This window comes from Agrobacterium sp. CG160-95, from assembly GCF_053521725.1.
Map to the genome: position 1 here is coordinate 88,474 of NZ_JBNWDU010000001.1, position 16,657 is coordinate 105,130.

General features: G+C 58.9%; 15 protein-coding genes. 6 read left to right on the forward strand and 9 right to left on the reverse strand.

Annotation, left to right across the window (positions count from 1 at the left end; genetic code table 11):
* Nucleotides 1-149: 149 nt before the first annotated feature.
* From clpA to cckA, 3 genes are all read right to left on the reverse strand, one after another.
* Nucleotides 150-2,666 (reverse strand): ATP-dependent Clp protease ATP-binding subunit ClpA, encoded by a 2,517-nt coding sequence (gene clpA, locus ACQZ63_RS00470; RefSeq protein WP_013636010.1) that lies wholly within the window; start codon nucleotides 2,664-2,666, stop codon nucleotides 150-152.
* Between the two features lie 10 nt (nucleotides 2,667-2,676).
* Nucleotides 2,677-3,030 carry an ATP-dependent Clp protease adapter ClpS gene (gene clpS, locus ACQZ63_RS00475; RefSeq protein WP_003512812.1) on the reverse strand — a complete coding sequence of 118 codons (354 nt, stop codon included), beginning with the start codon at nucleotides 3,028-3,030 and terminating at the stop codon, nucleotides 2,677-2,679.
* Between the two features lie 293 nt (nucleotides 3,031-3,323).
* The gene (gene cckA / locus ACQZ63_RS00480) at nucleotides 3,324-5,912 is read right to left on the reverse strand and encodes a cell cycle histidine kinase CckA (protein ID WP_003512808.1); all 2,589 of its coding nucleotides are present in this window, start codon (nucleotides 5,910-5,912) and stop codon (nucleotides 3,324-3,326) included.
* 684 nt (nucleotides 5,913-6,596) lie between these two features.
* On the opposite strand from cckA, the gene ACQZ63_RS00485 reads away from it, so the two are divergent.
* Nucleotides 6,597-7,835, forward strand: coding sequence for a flagellar biosynthetic protein FliO (locus ACQZ63_RS00485; protein ID WP_162763619.1), 1,239 nt, complete (start codon nucleotides 6,597-6,599; stop codon nucleotides 7,833-7,835).
* 128 nt (nucleotides 7,836-7,963) lie between these two features.
* Here ACQZ63_RS00485 and dksA read toward each other — a convergent pair whose 3' ends face one another.
* Nucleotides 7,964-8,383, reverse strand: a complete 420-nt coding sequence (dksA, locus tag ACQZ63_RS00490; RefSeq protein ID WP_003512796.1) for an RNA polymerase-binding protein DksA — start codon at nucleotides 8,381-8,383, stop codon at nucleotides 7,964-7,966.
* A 268-nt stretch (nucleotides 8,384-8,651) separates the two neighbouring features.
* On the opposite strand from dksA, the gene ACQZ63_RS00495 reads away from it, so the two are divergent.
* The 4 genes from ACQZ63_RS00495 (at nucleotide 8,652) to ACQZ63_RS00510 (ending at nucleotide 12,537) form a co-directional block, all read left to right on the forward strand.
* Entirely contained in the window at nucleotides 8,652-9,161 is a 510-nt protein-coding gene (locus tag ACQZ63_RS00495; protein WP_035198195.1) for a SixA phosphatase family protein, read from the forward strand.
* Between the two features lie 131 nt (nucleotides 9,162-9,292).
* Nucleotides 9,293-10,771: a YcjX family GTP-binding protein gene (locus tag ACQZ63_RS00500; RefSeq protein ID WP_113555843.1), complete on the forward strand. Its 1,479-nt coding sequence runs from the start codon at nucleotides 9,293-9,295 to the stop codon at nucleotides 10,769-10,771.
* Entirely contained in the window at nucleotides 10,768-11,847 is a 1,080-nt protein-coding gene (locus ACQZ63_RS00505) for a YcjF family protein (RefSeq protein ID WP_025593323.1), read from the forward strand. The genes ACQZ63_RS00500 and ACQZ63_RS00505 overlap by 4 nt, the downstream gene beginning before the upstream one ends.
* A 129-nt stretch (nucleotides 11,848-11,976) precedes the next feature.
* On the forward strand, nucleotides 11,977-12,537 hold the full coding sequence (locus ACQZ63_RS00510) for a hypothetical protein (protein WP_003512790.1): 561 nt from the start codon (nucleotides 11,977-11,979) through the stop codon (nucleotides 12,535-12,537).
* A 14-nt stretch (nucleotides 12,538-12,551) separates the two neighbouring features.
* On the opposite strand, the gene folK is transcribed toward ACQZ63_RS00510, so the two are convergent.
* The 3 genes from folK to folP form a co-directional block, all read right to left on the reverse strand.
* Nucleotides 12,552-13,067, reverse strand: a complete 516-nt coding sequence (gene folK, locus ACQZ63_RS00515) for a 2-amino-4-hydroxy-6-hydroxymethyldihydropteridine diphosphokinase (RefSeq protein WP_113555844.1) — start codon at nucleotides 13,065-13,067, stop codon at nucleotides 12,552-12,554.
* A 4-nt stretch (nucleotides 13,068-13,071) separates the two neighbouring features.
* The gene (folB, locus tag ACQZ63_RS00520; RefSeq protein WP_013636000.1) at nucleotides 13,072-13,437 is read right to left on the reverse strand and encodes a dihydroneopterin aldolase; all 366 of its coding nucleotides are present in this window, start codon (nucleotides 13,435-13,437) and stop codon (nucleotides 13,072-13,074) included.
* Nucleotides 13,438-13,514: 77 nt separating this feature from the next.
* Nucleotides 13,515-14,300, reverse strand: coding sequence for a dihydropteroate synthase (gene folP / locus ACQZ63_RS00525; protein WP_113555845.1), 786 nt, complete (start codon nucleotides 14,298-14,300; stop codon nucleotides 13,515-13,517).
* Nucleotides 14,301-14,479: 179 nt separating this feature from the next.
* Between folP and ACQZ63_RS00530 the strand changes: the two genes are divergently transcribed.
* Nucleotides 14,480-15,106 (forward strand): DUF922 domain-containing Zn-dependent protease, encoded by a 627-nt coding sequence (locus ACQZ63_RS00530; RefSeq protein ID WP_003512784.1) that lies wholly within the window; start codon nucleotides 14,480-14,482, stop codon nucleotides 15,104-15,106.
* A gap of 308 nt (nucleotides 15,107-15,414) precedes the next feature.
* Here ACQZ63_RS00530 and ACQZ63_RS00535 read toward each other — a convergent pair whose 3' ends face one another.
* Entirely contained in the window at nucleotides 15,415-15,735 is a 321-nt protein-coding gene (locus ACQZ63_RS00535; protein WP_003512782.1) for a 2Fe-2S iron-sulfur cluster-binding protein, read from the reverse strand.
* Nucleotides 15,736-15,862: 127 nt separating this feature from the next.
* Nucleotides 15,863-16,231: an Hpt domain-containing protein gene (locus ACQZ63_RS00540; RefSeq protein WP_025593316.1), complete on the reverse strand. Its 369-nt coding sequence runs from the start codon at nucleotides 16,229-16,231 to the stop codon at nucleotides 15,863-15,865.
* Nucleotides 16,232-16,657 lie beyond the last annotated feature (426 nt).

Consider the following 16,657-nt stretch of genomic DNA (forward strand, 5'->3'; position numbering starts at 1 on the left):
ACTAATGCATGTCGTCCGAAAGTGCGCAGCGGTTTCGGAATGATGAGAAAAATAAAGCGCGCTTCACGAATCCGGTAAAATGCGACGCGCTTCAGGCATGAAAATGCCGGGCTTTCGCCCGGCACCGTTTGTCGGTCGGAAGACCGTTATCATTTCTTCTTCGGCACCTTCGGCACCGTATTCGCCTTGCGGCGCGGCTTGCTCTCCTCGTCGGGCTTGCTCGCCTCGGCAACCAGAACATCCGCTTCCTCATTGGCAATCGCTGCCTTCGAGGCGGGCTTCGCCTTGGCCTTAGACGCCTTGCCCGGAGACTTGGCAGCATTGAGCTCTGCTTCCGGCTTCGGCTTTACCGGCGCTGTTTCCGGCAGAACCTCGAGCTTGAGGCCGTCGGAACCATCGTCCTTCTTGCCGACGGTGACGCTGACGACACCGCCCTTCTTGAGCTTGCCAAAGAGGATTTCGTTGGCGAGCGGCTTCTTGATGTGTTCCTGGATCACGCGCGACAGCGGGCGAGCGCCCATCTTCTCGTCGTAACCCTTTTCCGCCAGCCAGGAGATCGCGTCTTCGTGCAGATCGAAGGTGACATTCCGCTCGGAGAGCTGGGTCTCGAGCTGCATGACGAACTTCTGTACCACCTTGTGGATAACGGCAGTCGGCAGCGGCGAGAACGGAATGATCGCATCCAGACGGTTGCGGAATTCCGGTGTAAACAGGCGATTGATCGCCTCTTCATCCTCGCCCGTGCGTCGCGAAGAACCGAAACCGATGGCCGATTTCGCCATTTCGGAAGCGCCCGCATTGGTCGTCATGATGAGGATGACGTTGCGGAAGTCGATCTTCTTGCCGTTATGGTCGGTCAGCGAGCCATGGTCCATTACCTGCAACAGGATGTTGTAGATATCCGGATGAGCCTTCTCGATCTCGTCCAGCAACACCACGGAATGCGGATGCTGATCGACGCCATCGGTCAAGAGACCGCCCTGGTCGAAGCCGACATAACCGGGAGGTGCACCGAGCAGACGCGAGACGGTATGGCGCTCCATATATTCCGACATGTCGAACCGCAGCATCTCGACACCAAGCGAGGCGGCGAGCTGCTTGGCCACTTCGGTCTTGCCCACGCCGGTCGGGCCGGAGAAGACATATGAGCCGATCGGCTTGTTCGGTTCGCGCAGACCGGCGCGTGCCAGCTTGATGGCGGTGGCCAGCGCCTCGATGGCGATGTCCTGACCATAAACGACCGAGCGCAGTTCCTTTTCGAGGTTGGCGAGAACCATCTCGTCATCCTTGGAAACGGTCTTCGGCGGAATGCGGGCCATCGTCGCGATGGTTGCTTCGATTTCGCGTTCCGTGATCAGCTTGCGGCGCTTGGACGCCGGCAGCAACATCTGCGCCGCACCGGTCTCGTCGATTACGTCGATCGCCTTGTCCGGCAGCTTGCGGTCGGAAATGTAGCGGGCCGACAATTCGACCGCAGCCTTGATCGCTTCGTTGGAATATCTGAGGTGATGATAATCCTCGAAGTAGGGCTTCAGGCCTTTCATGATCGCGATAGCATCGTCGATCGACGGCTCGTTGACGTCGATCTTCTGGAAGCGACGCACCAGCGCCCGGTCCTTCTCGAAGAACTGGCGATATTCCTTGTAGGTGGTCGAACCGATGCAGCGGATCGCGCCTGACGAGAGCGCCGGCTTCAATAGGTTCGATGCATCCATTGCGCCGCCAGACGTCGCACCCGCACCGATGACGGTGTGGATTTCGTCGATAAACAGGACTGCGCCGGGATATTCCTCGAGCTCCTTGACGACCTGCTTCAGGCGTTCCTCGAAATCACCACGATAGCGGGTTCCGGCCAGAAGCGTGCCCATGTCGAGCGAGAAGATCGTGTCATTGGCCAGCGCTTCAGGCACCTTGCCTTCAACGATACGCTTGGCCAAACCTTCGGCGATCGCCGTCTTGCCCACGCCCGGATCGCCCACATACAGCGGGTTGTTCTTGGAGCGGCGGCAGAGGATCTGGATGGTGCGGTTGACTTCCTCATGACGGCCGATCAACGGGTCGATCTTGCCGTTTTTCGCCTTTTCATTGAGGTTGACGCAATAGGCCTTCAGCGCATCCTGCTGTTTCTTGGCGGATGAGCCTTCTTCCTCGGGATTGCTGCGTGCAGCCTTGGGGTCGGCCTCCGGCTCGTCTGCGCCACGCGGAGCGCGGGTCTGCGACGTGCCCGGACGCTTGCCGATGCCGTGGGAGATATAATTGACCGCATCGTAACGGGTCATTTCCTGCTCCTGCAGGAAATAGGCAGCGTGGCTTTCGCGCTCGGCGAAAATGGCCACAAGCACGTTCGCTCCGGTCACTTCCTCGCGACCGGACGACTGAACATGAATGACAGCCCGCTGGATAACCCGCTGGAAGCCGGATGTGGGCTTGGAATCCTCGTCATAACCGGTCACGAGGTTGGTCAGTTCGTTGTCGACGTAATCGCTGACAGTCTTGCGCAGCGCATCGAGATCGACATTACAGGCGCCCATCACGGCAGCGGCATCCGCGTCGTCGATCAGCGCCAGAAGGAGATGTTCCAGCGTCGCATATTCGTGGTGACGCTCATTTGCAAAGGTCAGTGCCTGGTGCAGCGCCTTCTCGAGACTTGGGGAAAAAGTTGGCACGTTGCGATCCTCATTTCTTTTCCATGACGCATTGCAGCGGATGCTGGTGCTGTCGGGCGAAATCCATGACCTGGCTTACTTTCGTCTCTGCGACCTCATATGTAAACACCCCACATTCTCCTACGCCGTGCTGGTGCACGTGCAGCATGATGCGGGTCGCCGCTTCGCGATCCTTCTGGAAAAAACGCTCCAGAATATGAATGACGAACTCCATTGGAGTGTAATCGTCATTCAGTAAAAGAACACGGTACAAATTCGGTCTTTTCGTCTTTGGCTTGACGCGGGTTATAACGGACGTTCCGCGGTTCGTACCGCCGTCTTCCCCGTCGCCCTCGCCCTGCATGTAGATCGGCTCAGCGATCATCTTTCATCATTCTCCAAACCGTTCTCAAACCGGCAGTCATCACCAGGAGGGAGAACTTCGCCTCTACATATCTAGGTCGTTAAGATCGGATTTTAAGCCCCCTGTGAAACGGTGCAATCACTATTGCGTTTGCGAAGAGGCAAACCTTGGGAAAAATAGGGGGCTTGCCATAGCACTGCGGGAAAGCGCGGTGCTATCCACCTTTCCTGACGTGGTTTCAGCCTTGACGCCAAGCGCCTGCAAGGGAATCGCGAGCAACAGCGGACCTAATCTCACGCCCGCGCCATCCGCCGTCATTCCTTGTTGTCGAGCATTTCGCGAACGGCGATCGCCAGCTGTTTCAGCGAGAAGGGTTTTGGCAGGAAGCCGAACTTGGCATCCGCCGGAAGGTTTTTCGCAAACGCGTCCTCGGCATAACCAGAAACGAAGATGAATTTAAGATCGGGATAGGATTTGCGCAATTCCCTCAGGAGTGAAGGACCGTCCATCTCCGGCATGACGACGTCGGACACGACGATATCGACCTTGCCTTCCAGCTCTTCCATCACCTCCAGCGCCTCGACACCCGAACCCGCCTCATGAACGGTGTAACCACGGGTTTCCAGCATGCGTTTGCCGCCGCGCCGCACTGCCTCCTCGTCCTCCACCAGAAGCACGACGGCGGAGTTGCCGGTCAGATCCAGCGGCTCTTCCTTCACCGGTTCGGGCAGAGCCACAGGGGCAAGTGCCGCTTCACCGGGCTGCTGGCCAGGAACGTGCACCACTTCCACCACGTGGCGCGGCAAATAGATGCGGAACGCAGTGCCTTTGCCCACTTCCGATTCGGGATAGATGTAACCGCCGGACTGCTTGACGATGCCATAGACCATCGACAGGCCGAGACCGGTGCCCTTGCCGACATCCTTGGTGGTGAAGAACGGCTCAAAGATCTTGTCCATGATCTCCGGCGGAATGCCGGTTCCGTTATCGGCGACTTCCACCATGACCATGTCTTCCGCCGGGACTTCCGGTCGACCGAGCGCTGCGGCTTCATCCGCATCCACATTGCGGGTGCGGATGGTGATCTTGCCGCCATCGGGCATGGCATCGCGCGCGTTGACGCAAAGATTGATCAGCACCTGCTCAAATTGCGACAGGTCGGTCTTCACCGGCCAGAGATCGCGGCCGTAATCCACTTCCAACTTGACATTGGTGCCGGAAATCAACCGGTCTACCAGCATGCGCAGGTCGCCGATAACGTCGGTCAGGTTGAGGATCGCCGGGCGCATCGTCTGTTTGCGCGAGAAAGCGAGAAGCTGTCGCACCAGCACCGCCGCGCGGTTGGCGTTGCGCTTGATCTCCATCAGGTCGGCGAAGCTCGGGTCTGCGGGCCGGGCCTGCAACAGCAGATGGTCTGATGACAACAGGATCGCAGTCAGCACATTGTTGAAATCGTGGGCGATGCCGCCTGCCAGCGTGCCGACGGCGTTCATCTTCTGCGTCTGCGCCATCTGGGTTTCGAGCGCCTTCTGCTCCGTCACCTCGATCGCATAAACGATTGCCACCTCTTCGGGCGCCTCGTCGTCCTGATCGATGACGGCATTGACGTAGAAACGGAAATGGCGGCCCTCGTCGCTCGGATGGCGGGAATCGAACGGGGCGATATCGCCCTGCCGGTCCTTCGCCTCGGCCAGCGCCTGCTCAAGCCTGGGTTTCTCATTGTCGTGGATGATGGCTTCGAGGGCAACGCCGCGATCAATATCGTCACGCCCGACGACGCCGGAGAACAGCTTGAGGAATGGCGCGTTGATACGAAGAATGCGGCCTTCGCCGTCGAGCGAGGCAATGGCCATCGGCGTATTGTTGAAGAAACGCGTGAAGCGCATGGCGGACGAGGATTCCGTATCCTCCTGCCCTTTCGGACGCATCAGAACAATTGTCCGGCTTTCGCCGGGCGCGCCGTCCTTCGAGGTAACCTGATGCACGAGGCGGGCCGGCATGCTCTGGCCGTTGACCCGGCGCATGTCGAGATCGAGAATCTCGGTGCGCTTGGCTGAACCCTGCGGATGGACGGATTCGATCAGCGCCATACCCTCGCCGGCGACTATGTCCGACACAGTCATCGAACCGGGCGAAAATTGCGCGAGATCGATGCCGAGCCATTCGGACAGGGTGGCGTTCAGATAAACGATCTCACCCTTGCGACCTGCGGAAAAGAAACCGGCCGGCGCATGGTCGAGATAGTCGATGGCGTTCTGCAATTCGCGGAAGAAGCGTTCCTGATCTTCCCGCTCAGGCGTGATGTCGGCGATCTGGAAGACGTGCAGCGCCTCGCCTCCCGCATCCTTCAGCACCCGACCTTTCAGCCGGTACCAGTGCGGCCCGCCGGAAGTGGCCTCCCCGAGCGGCTTGAGCAGACGGAACTCCTCGTAACCGTCACGCCCCTCCCGCAAAACATTGATGAGGCGATAGAGCGCTTCGGTCGATTCCCGGCTGCGCGAGAGCAGCGTCTCCAGGCTCTGGATATCGCTCGCCTTCGTGGTGCCGCTCATCCGGCAATAGGTGGCGTTGGCGTAGACCATATGCCCCTTGGCATCGGTAATCAGTGTGCCGTCTGGGTGTGCCGACAGGAAACGGCGGGCCAGCCCGTCCGATTGCGACTGCGGCATGACCTCGATGAAACCGATGATCGACGACACCAGAAAAAAGATACCCATCATCGCCAGCACGCCGAGAATGCCGAGCACGATTTCGTTTTCCAGCGAATCCTTGAAATAGACGAAAGCAGCGGCGGCGGCGATGAGCACCAGCGCCAGCAGGAGAATCCGCAGAACCGTGCCGGAACGGGCACGCCTGTCCACCAGCGGAAGGTCGTTGTCGCTTGTCTCGCGCACCCGTGTCATCTTGGCCTCGCAGTCCTGCAGGTCGTCATTCGGTCAGCCCTATTTCCTCAACGGAATCGGGCAGTAGAATTTCTTGTAGCAACTCGCTTGACCGTCAAAAAGCTCCGCTGCACCACAAAGGCTTAAAATCGCACAGAGAAACGGCCCTAAAGCGGCGCAAATGCCTCAGAAGCCTATTTTGCGGTGCAGGTCAGCGCTTTAACCTGGCATTGAATGCGCGGCGCGGAGCAGACGATATTGCCATCCGCAACCGTGCAAACCGAGCATCCATCCGTGAAATCGATACAGGATGGATTGTCTCTTACGAACTCGATCATGTTCGCAGGATTTTCGGACGCCTTGTCATCCGCCGTCGCGGCCTGAGCGGGAAAAACAAATCCCGGCAATCCAAATAAAACAACAAAAATGAAAACTCTTACCGGAAACCCGTCAACGAGCAATTTCGCAAGCATTTACAATCGCTCCTTCGAAGAGAGAATTGCAACCTTCATTGCTCCCCGGCATTGAAGGGAAAGATATGGCGCTTTGGTGGCGCCCGGCCGGCTGACGAGACGATCCTATGAAGCGATCCTGGGGACGAAATGAATAAACCTTGTATCACGCTTAAAAAAATCGTCTTTTCCTGCTTGACGTTCACATTATAAGAACCACGGCAATATTAATTGCACGAAAAAATCTGAAGGGATGATCTCCATGATGGAAGATTTTATCGGCACCTATGGAAACAATCTCATCGTCGCCGTCGTCGGTGTCGGTCTCGCCCTGCTTGTTCTGGCAATTGTTCTCTGGATACTGCGCAGGCGCGGCGGGGCGGCCCCGTTCATCCGTGGCGGTCGCAACCGGCAGCCGCGCTTGCAGGTTCTCGATGCGACGGCGGTGGACGCCCGGCGCCGTCTGGTGCTGGTGCGCCGCGACAATGTCGAGCATCTTGTCATGATCGGCGGTCCAACCGATATCGTCATCGAGAGTGGTATCGGCGCGATCCCAATCGTCAGGGAAGTGCGCGAACCGCAGGAAGCGGAACTCAAGGCGCTGCCGCGTCAGGACAGCGAACCTAAAAGGGCTGAACCGCCGATCCCTCGCGAAAGCCGCCCAGCTTTGCCAAAGCAGCCAATCGCAGCGGCATCTCCAGCCTCCTTGCCGGAAGAACCCGTAAAGCAGCCGCAGCGGCCGGAACCGCCCGCCCCGGCTGCTCGTGCAGCACCCACCCCTGCACCGGCCGCATCGCTGCCACCACGTCCGTCTACGCCGCCGCAACCGGTATCCACGCCCATGACGGCACGCGAGCCCGTTGCACCGATAAGAACAGCTGCCCCGGAAAGGGATACTACCCGTCCCGCGCCACCACCGGCATCGGTCATTGCGGCACCGGCCGCCGCTGTTCTACCTCTCGCCGCCGCATCGCTCGACATGCCCGCCGAGCGACCGGAACAGCGTCGCCCTGATCCCTTCGCGCCGGCTCCTCTACCCTCGGCGCCGCCCGCACCTCCTGTCCAGGCGACGGTTCCTGAAGAACGGCCGACGGTCGTTGCCCCGCCGGTTTTTGCCGCGCGCGAACCGGTCATCGACCAAACGAATGCCGCAGATTTTCTGGATGCCGCGCGCGAGCGCGTTCTACCCGGCCTGAAACCGGGGAAAGATGCGCCTGCGCCCTTTGCGCCAAAGCCTGAAAATCCGCCCGTCGTTTCCGCTAACGCCGAGCCGAAATTTTCCGATGACCTTGCCAGCGATTTCGAAAGCTTTCTTGAGGCGGAGATCGCCAAGAGCAAGGATGCCGATAGCGAACAGGCAGTCGCCGCTGCTGCGGAAAAGCCAAAAACCGAACCCGTCTCGCCGCCTGTTACCGGTGCAACGCCGGATGGCGACATGCAGAAGGAAATGGCGCGTATTTTCGGCGAACTTTCCGTTACCCGCGACCGCTGACAGGTTCACATCTGTCGGCAGACAGAGATTAAAAACAAAAAAAGGGCGCGGAAATAAATCCGTGCCCTTTGTCATTTTGGTTCTGTTCGCTGGCCGACTCGCCGAAGCGCCCGGAACAACGCTGCGCCTTATTCGTCGCGGTAGACTTTTTCACGACGCTCGTGACGTTCCTGCGCCTCGATGGACAGGGTCGCTATCGGTCGTGCGTCGAGGCGCTTGAGGCCAATAGGCTCACCCGTTTCTTCACAGTAACCGTAAGTGCCGTCGTCAATCCGCTGAAGGGCAGAGTCGATCTTGGAGATCAACTTGCGCTGGCGGTCACGGGCGCGAAGTTCGATCGCCCGGTCAGTTTCCGAAGATGCCCGATCGGCTAGGTCGGGATGGTTGGCGCTTTCTTCGGCGAGATGTCCGAGGGTCTCGCGCGCTTCTCTCAGGATGTCGTTTCTCCAGGCCACCAGCTTCGCGCGGAAGTAGGCACGCTGGTTTGCATTCATGAACTCGTCGTCTTCCGAGAGCACATATTTGCTAAGATCGATCTTCTCACTCAACGCGATTCTCCTCGAAGAACATCTCAATGCGGCGGTGTATACTCCAATGATATAGGCTGATTCAAGTCTACAGATCAGTTTTCAGGCATTTTTAAAACTGACACAAAAATCATCTAAATGACTAATTTTTATCCTTTATTCGTATTCAAGCGATCTCTTCTTAAATCACTTAAACGCGACTTACCAACAGGAAAGAGGACTTGCGGTCATGCAACCCTATCCTGTAGCATTCCTCCATTGCCTCCCATTCGAACGTCGGTCCCCGCCCTTGACAGCATCTTCTCCGAGCCGAGTGTATCTTTTGCGCCACGCCAAGGCCGCCTGGGCGGCACCGGGAGAACGCGATTTCGACCGGGGATTGAACGAGGCCGGTTTTGCCGAGGCGGAGATCATCGCCGACCTTGCCGCCGACCGGCGCTACCGCCCGGACGTGCTCTTGTCCTCCACGGCCACGCGCTGCCGGCAGACCACGCAGGCCTGGCAGCGGGCCTTCAACGAGGGCATCGACATCGTCTATATCGACGAAATGTACAATGCGCGCAGCGAAACCTATCTTTCTCTCATCGCCGCGCAAACGGACGCACAGTCCGTGATGCTGGTCGGGCACAACCCCACAATGGAGGCGACGCTGGAGGCGATGATAGGCGAGGACCTGCTGCATGCCGCCCTGCCCTCCGGTTTTCCGACATCGGGTCTTGCGGTTCTCGATCACGACGACAGTGCCGGGAATGGTAAAAATCGCTGGCGACTGGTCGATTTTCTGTCGCCCGGAAAATAGCAGCAGCAGCGTGCGACCAATGCGTTGCCGAAGCCGGACCCGTTGAAAATCCATTGGCGCGCTTCTTTTTTGGGCAACCGCCCCTTCCTATATTGCAGCTGTGACCGTGAAAAATAGCTGGGAAACTGCCATTGCCGCCTTCTCTTACGTCCCTGACAGACAGTGCGCTCATTGCATTCGACAATCTGGCCGACCGTGCGAGCACCCTTACAAAACCGACATTGCGGCTTGGCGTCACTGGTCTTTCGCGGGCGGGCAAGACGGTTTTCATCTCCTCGCTCGTCCACAATCTTCTGAATGGCGGTCGTCTGCCGCTGTTTGAGGCCATGCGTTCCGGGCGCGTCTCGAATGTGCGTCTGGAGCCGCAACCGGACGATGCCATTCCCCGGTTTCAGTATGAGGACCATATTCAAGCTCTGGTACGCGACAGGCTCTGGCCGGACTCGACACGGGCAATCTCTGAACTGCGGATCACGCTCGACTACCAGAGCGCCAGCGGTTGGGGCCGTTGGTTTTCCGCGGGCAAGCTCTCCATCGATATCGTCGATTATCCCGGCGAATGGCTGCTCGACCTGCCGCTGCTTTCGCAGGACTACAAGAGCTTCAGCGACAGCACCGTCGCGCTGGCGCAAAATGGCATCCGCGCCGAACTCGCGCAGGAATGGTTGGCAATAGCCTCCTCGCTCGACATCAATGCGCCCGCCGACGAGATGACGGCGCGACGCCTCGCGGAAAGCTTCGCCGCCTATCTGAAGGCCTGCAAATCCGACGAGCGGTCGCTCTCCACCTTGCCGCCGGGCCGTCTGCTGATGCCGGGGGATCTGGAAGGATCACCGGCGCTGACCTTTGCGCCCCTGCCGGGCCTGACAGACGACAAGGCACCAAAGGGGTCGCTGCGCGCCATGATGGAGCGGCGCTACGACGCCTACAAGGCAATCGTGGTGAAACCCTTCTTCCGTGAACATTTCGCCCGCCTCGACCGGCAGATCGTGCTGATCGACACTCTTCAGGCGGTCAATCGCGGCCCGGAGGCGGTGCAGGATCTGGAGCGGGCGCTGGGCGATGTTCTCGCCTGTTTCCGCCCTGGCACCAACAGTCTTTTGTCATCGCTGCTGGGCCGGCGCATCGACAAGGTTTTGATTGCCGCCACCAAGGCCGACCACCTGCATCATGAAAGCCACGACCGGCTGGAACGGCTAACCCGCCGTCTGGTGGACCGCGCCATCACCACCATCGGCATGAATGGTGCCGGCATCGAGGTCATGGCGCTGGCTTCCGTGCGCGCTACGCGGGAAGCAAGCGTGAGACAGGACGGTCACGAGCTTCCGGTCATCGTCGGCACGCCGATGGCGGGTGAAACCATCAACGGCGAGATATTTGACGGCAACCGTAAAACGGCGATCTTTCCCGGCGACCTGCCCGAAGACCCGGAGCCGCTTTTCCGCAGCATCGACAGGGATGGCGACAAGGCGACGTTGCCGGACGTCAATGTCGTGCGTTTCCGCCCCCCCAATATCGATGAACCGGGCAGCGGCGGCATCCGGCTTTCCGTTCCCCACATAAGGCTCGACCGCGCCATGCAGTTCCTGTTTGGAGACAAGCTCGCATGAAGGCTCCCACACCAAACGATCCGCAGGCACGCCGCCCGGCGGCTTTCACGCTCGAAACCGAAGAAACGGCACGGCCAACCGTCGCGCAAAAACGCGCACCGCGCAGCTTCGACACCGAGATTTCCCTGACGCCCGATGAGGATGATCCATTTTTAGCACCTGAAGAGACGGATGCCGCCGCATTGCCGGTGGCCGTGCCGAAGAAAAGCCGCTTCTCCTTCGGCAAGCTCGCGCTTGGTGCACTCGGCGTGCTGTTCTCGCTGGCCTTCGGGCTCTGGGCGGATCAGCTTATCCGCAATCTCTTTTCCCGCTCCGACTGGCTGGGTTACACGGCGAGCATTGCGCTCCTTGTTGCGCTTTTTGCCGTCCTCGTTCTGGTCGGACGAGAAGTGTTCGGCATCATGCGGCTGAACGCCGTCCAATCGCTGAAAGCCGATGCGGAGACGGCCAGCCTCGACAAGAGCCCGAAACCCGCCCGCGCCATCGTTACCCGCCTCAATGCAGTTCTCTCCCACCGCGCCGAAACGGCCAAGGGGCGCGCCGCACTCAAGGACACCGAAAACGACGTGATCGACGGGCCGCATCTGATTGAGCTTGCCGAACGCGAATTGCTGGTGCCGCTCGACCGGCAGGCCCGCGCGCTGATCCTCAACTCCTCCAAACGCGTCTCCGTCGTTACCGCCGTCAGCCCACGCGCCGTGGTCGATCTCGCCTATGTGCTGTTCGAGGTCACAAGGCTGGTGCGCGCCATGGCGGAACTTTACGGCGGCCGGCCGGGCACGCTCGGCATGCTCAGGCTTTTGCGTGACGTCGTCGCCCATCTCGCGGTCACAGGTTCGATCGCCGTCGGTGATGGGCTTGCCCAGCAGGTTCTCGGTCACGGGCTTGCCTCAAAACTCTCCGCACGCCTGGGTGAAGGTGTCATAAACGGTCTGATGACGGCACGAATCGGCATTGCGGCGATGGATCTCTGCCGCCCGCTACCCTTCAAGGCGGTAAAGCGACCCGGCATAGGTGATTTCATGTCTGACCTCACGCCCGATCTTGGTGGCGGAAAAACCGGTCAAAAAGCCTGATCAGCCGGACTTGTACGGCTCAAAAGGTTACGGACGAAGCTGTAAATAAAGCCGAAATAAACCAAGCATTAACCATTCCGCCGGTAGATTGCCGCTTATCGAACAGGCTTCTTCGCCGGGGAAAGTATCATGTATTCGCGCTTCTTTTCGCTTGTGGGCGGACTTGCCGCCATATTGTCCGTCAGCGGCAGCTTCGGCCTGTCTGACGTCCATGCCGCATCGCGCGATCGCGACGACGTGTTTTTCCGTTCCGTTGCGGGAAGCTGGAAAGGTCCGGGCGAAATCGTCGCTGGCAAGTACAAGGGTACCAAGTTCACCTGCGACCTGACGGGCGAGCCGCTCGACGACAAGCAAACGGGCATCAAGCTCGCCGGCACCTGCCGCGTCGGCGTCTTCAGCCAGCCCATGTCCGCGGTCATCAGCCAAAAGGGCGGCTCTTACGAGGGCAAGTTCCTCGACGGCGCCGAAGGCAAGGGACTGGACATCATTTCCGGGCAGGTCAGCGGTGACAAGGTCGTTGTGGGCATCAATCGCGCCAAGCTCAACGGTGCCATGGTCGCCCGCGTCTCGAACGACAATTCGATGAACATCACCATTTCCGTCAAGGTCGCCGACCAGATGATCCCGGTTATCGGCGTCACACTCGCGCGCGACATCGACCAGATCGCCGTCGGTTCGATCAAGCCGTAAAACCCGCGACCTTTTCAGCCATCGCCAAGCGGGAGTGTCCACCACTCCCGTTTTTCGTTTGCGCTGATGATGCCGGTTTTATCCGCCTGCCGAAGCCATTCCCGCACGGGCTTGCCCCGGACTTCGAGATCGGGTGCGATATCGGCTAGCGGCATCAGCACGAAAGCACGCTCCGTCATGCGCGGATGCGGCACTTCAATACTTTCCGTAACGACAACATCATTACCATAGGTCAGCACGTCGATATCGATGGTGCGCGGCCCCCAGCGCTCCGTTCTGACACGTTTCATGCCCTTTTCGATATCGAGGCACAATTGCAGCAGCGCGGGTGCTGAAAGCGAGGTTTCGACCAGCGCACAGCAATTGAAAAAATCCGCCTGGTCCGTCTTACCCCAGGGCGGCGTGCGATAAAGCCCGGAGACAGACAGCACCCGGCAATCGTCGTGCGCATCCAGTTCGCGCAAGGCTCTGGCCATTGCAGCGGCAGGGTCACCGATATTCCCGCCAAGGCCTAGTGCGGCAACTGTCATCCTGTCAGGCACGGTGTTCAACACTCACCTGCGCATAGTCGAGAATGCCGGGAACCGGCGCAGAGGGCTTGCGAACCGTGATACGCAGCCAGACAATCTGCGGATAACGCGCGCGCAGGGCCTTGGCGATATCGTTCGCGAGGGCCTCGATCAGGTAACGGCGCTGGCCGACGACGATCTTTTCGATAACGGCGAAGGCGACGCCATAATCGACGGTATTTTCGATATCGTCGGTTTCGAGCGCATTACCCGCTTCAACCTCCATCTCGGCATCGACGAAAAAGCGCTGGCCCAGCACCTCCTCCTGCTCGAGAAGGCCATGACGGGCGAAAAAGGAACAGTTTTTCAGAATAATGGTGTAGCGGCTCATCGCATCGCCTCCATGGCGGGGTTATACCGGAATAGCCGGCCTCTTTTAAGGCATGCGGCACTCCGGCATCTATTGATCTATGCATCGGGCCTTGCCGACGCTTTGGCAAGAACCGCGTCGGCAATTGCCAGCGCATCGCGTGTTACGGCGACATTGTGCGCGCGAAAAATCGCGGCACCCGCCAGCCTGAGGATCACTGTCGTCGCTGCTGTTCCGATATCGCGTTCGTGGGCCGCATCCCTGCCCGTCAGCGACCCGATGAACCGCTTGCGCGACGTCCCGGCCAGAACAGGCAGGTCAAACGCGGCAAGTTCGCCAAAGCGCGCCATCAGCTCGACATTTTCACGCTCGTCCTTGGCAAAACCGAAACCGGGATCGAGCACGATGGCGTCGCGGGCAATTCCCGCAGCTTCCGCCATCTCAAGCGAACGATTGAGGAATTCGAACTGATCCTCGATAACATCGGCGCGCTTCTGCCTGTCGCGCCCGGTATGCATGATGCAGACACCCGCGCGCGTGGCGGCAACCACGCCCGCCATGTTCCCGTCCTTCTGCAGGCCGAAAACATCGTTGACGATATGGGCGCCCGCCTCGATCGCCAGCCTTGCCGTGGATGCGCGGTAGGTGTCGACGGAAATCAGAACATCCGTCTCGCGACGAACCCGTTCGATAACCGGCAGCACGCGATCCTGTTCCTCACCCTCGGTCACCTCGGCCGCGCCCGGGCGGGTGGATTCGCCGCCGATATCGATGATATCCGCCCCCTCCTCAACACAGGTCAGGGCATGGGAAAAAGCCGCATCAACGGCAAGATAACGGCCGCCATCCGAAAAGGAATCGGGCGTCGCATTGACGATGGCCATAATACGGCCACGTCCATCAAGTTTCAGGGAGCGACCATGGGCCGCTTGCCACACATTGCTGCCGGCTGTTATCACGTAACACGCGCCTTTCGGGAATAACGGAGTGTTATGCCAATTCTTATAAGTTCCGCTCCGCCTATGCAGCAAACGTTTTTCAAGTTCAACCGGAAGGCCGGGTTATGACCATATCTTCACGTGCTCTTTGCGCCGTTTTCGCTGGCGCATTAGCCCTTTCCATGCCCGGATCGGCCTTTTCCGAAACCATCGTCAGCAAGACCTATTCCTATTTTTCGATCAGCGGTAAAACCGCCGCTGACCTCGACAAGCAGCTTTCCAAGCATGGCCCGCTGACGCGCAACACCGGCGCACGCCATCCCGGAGCCACCGAGATCAAATTCGGCGGCGAACTCACCTATGTCGAGAAAAACGGCATGTGCAGCGTTGGAAGCACCAAGGTGTTGCTGAACACCCGTATTCTCCTGCCGCAATGGAAAAACCGCCGCCGCACCACGGCGGAACTGGCCTTCATCTGGGATACGTTGCTTGCAGATATCAAGCGCCACGAGGAACGGCACGCGGAAATCGCCCGCACCCATGCCCGCTCGCTCGAAAGGCAACTGACGGCGCTTCGTCCGCAAAAAGACTGTGAAACGCTACAGGCAATGGTCGGCAAGATCACTCAGACCGTCATGGACGAGCACGACAAGGATCAGTTGCGGTTCGATATCGTGGAATCCAAAAACTTCGACGCGCGCATGACCCGGCTTTTGAAGAACCGGATCGAACAGGGCCAGAACCGGCGCTGAGCCGCCTTTCCGCCCATACTCCCCCGGACGCGAAACGCAACGCTAACATGACGTTACGTCATGTTCGATATCACCCGTGACTTCTCGTCATGGTGCGGTCGACAAGACTCATTGTAGCTTGTTCACATGGTTTTTAACGGTGGCGATCCGCAGGGGTCCGGCGTTCGAAACCACCTCCGGTTCTCCCGGTGCGCACTTGAGGCTCGCAGGTGTTTCCTCCCTCGCTTGCATGCTGCGTACCCGCCTCGCCCCGCTCCCCGCTAACAGGTGAGCGGGGCTTTTTCTGTGGCGTATAATGCGGCTTGCCGTCAGCCCTGACGTTCGGGAACGTGAACGACTAGGCCGTCAAGCTCGTCCTTCATCTTGATCTGACAGGAAAGACGCGAGGTCGGGCGTACTTCGAAGGCGAAGTCCAGCATGTCCTCTTCCATCGGCTCGGGTCCGCCGACGCGCTCCGCCCATGCGTCATCCACATAGACATGACAGGTCGCACAGGCACAGGCGCCGCCGCATTCCGCATCGATGCCGGGTATGGAGTTGCGCACGGCATTCTCCATGACGGTGGAACCGTTGCTTACGTCGAGTTCATGGGGCGTGCCGTCAAAGGCAACAATGGTCAGTTTTGTCATGCCGGAGATCCAAAATGGTGTCTAAGAACTGTTCTAAACAAACACATAGAAAGGCCGGTTCGCCTTGGCAACCCGCTTCTCGCAGGCGCCAAGCGCAACCGGCCCTGTAAAACAGACTGGATTCGCCTTAACGGCAGAGCTTGAGGATGAAATTTTCCGCTTCGACAATCGCTGCCGCAAGTCTGGCTACAGCAGCGCTATCGTTGCCCTTGTCCTCCACTGCCGCCGCCGCCGTGGAAACGGTGGAGGCACCTATCGCCTGCGCGGCCCCCTTCAGACGATGAGCAGTTGCCTTGACGGTCTTGTCGTCAGCGCCGGCCATTTCATGCAGGGCAGCACGGGCGTTACGGCTGAAGAGTTGCAGCACCTCGATTTCAAGTTCCTTGTCGCCCATCGTCTGGCGGGCGAGATGTTCGAAATCGATTGGTCTTGTCGCGGCGGCCGGCGCACCACCAAAATTATCCGGAGCTTCGAAAGCAATACTGACGGCTGCCATATCTGAAATTCCTTTGTCTCGCCGTTTCCTGTTTCGTGTCACATCTGTGTCGTATTTACGCATTGAAGCCGGTGCTATCAGCTTAAATTACGGCGTGACGCGGGCGAAAATCTTCTGCTATGGTTAATTTATGTTAAACTTATGCGAAACAAGGCGTTCAGCGTGAAACTCAGGTTTAAAAACTGTTAAAAAGCCGACACTTCGCTGCTGCGGCAAACCCGCATTAATTGTTTCGAACACCTAAATGTGTCACTACGGTACTGCCGTTCCGACGAGGCTTATGCTCAAGCTTTGTTATTCCGGCACAGTGATGTAATTTCGCCCGAAAGCTGGACCACCAGCAATTCGGGATTGTTAATGGCGGAATTGTTATCTTTAACGGGATAATGTTCCGCTGGCATGATGGCGGCAGTCCATTTGCGGGTC

Bases quoted from the DNA above. Each gene is read 5' to 3' on its own strand.
- clpS (WP_003512812.1), bottom strand. From the start codon at position 3,030: ATGATCGCTGAGCCGATCTACATGCAGGGCGAGGGCGACGGGGAAGAC.
- cckA (WP_003512808.1), bottom strand. From the start codon at position 5,912: ATGACACGGGTGCGCGAGACAAGCGACAACGACCTTCCGCTGGTGGAC.
- ACQZ63_RS00485 (WP_162763619.1), top strand. From the start codon at position 6,597: ATGATCTCCATGATGGAAGATTTTATCGGCACCTATGGAAACAATCTC.
- ACQZ63_RS00505 (WP_025593323.1), top strand. From the start codon at position 10,768: ATGAAGGCTCCCACACCAAACGATCCGCAGGCACGCCGCCCGGCGGCT.
- ACQZ63_RS00510 (WP_003512790.1), top strand. From the start codon at position 11,977: ATGTATTCGCGCTTCTTTTCGCTTGTGGGCGGACTTGCCGCCATATTG.
- folK (WP_113555844.1), bottom strand. From the start codon at position 13,067: ATGACAGTTGCCGCACTAGGCCTTGGCGGGAATATCGGTGACCCTGCC.
- folB (WP_013636000.1), bottom strand. From the start codon at position 13,437: ATGAGCCGCTACACCATTATTCTGAAAAACTGTTCCTTTTTCGCCCGT.
- folP (WP_113555845.1), bottom strand. From the start codon at position 14,300: ATGGCCATCGTCAATGCGACGCCCGATTCCTTTTCGGATGGCGGCCGT.
- ACQZ63_RS00530 (WP_003512784.1), top strand. From the start codon at position 14,480: ATGACCATATCTTCACGTGCTCTTTGCGCCGTTTTCGCTGGCGCATTA.
- ACQZ63_RS00535 (WP_003512782.1), bottom strand. From the start codon at position 15,735: ATGACAAAACTGACCATTGTTGCCTTTGACGGCACGCCCCATGAACTC.
- ACQZ63_RS00540 (WP_025593316.1), bottom strand. From the start codon at position 16,231: ATGGCAGCCGTCAGTATTGCTTTCGAAGCTCCGGATAATTTTGGTGGT.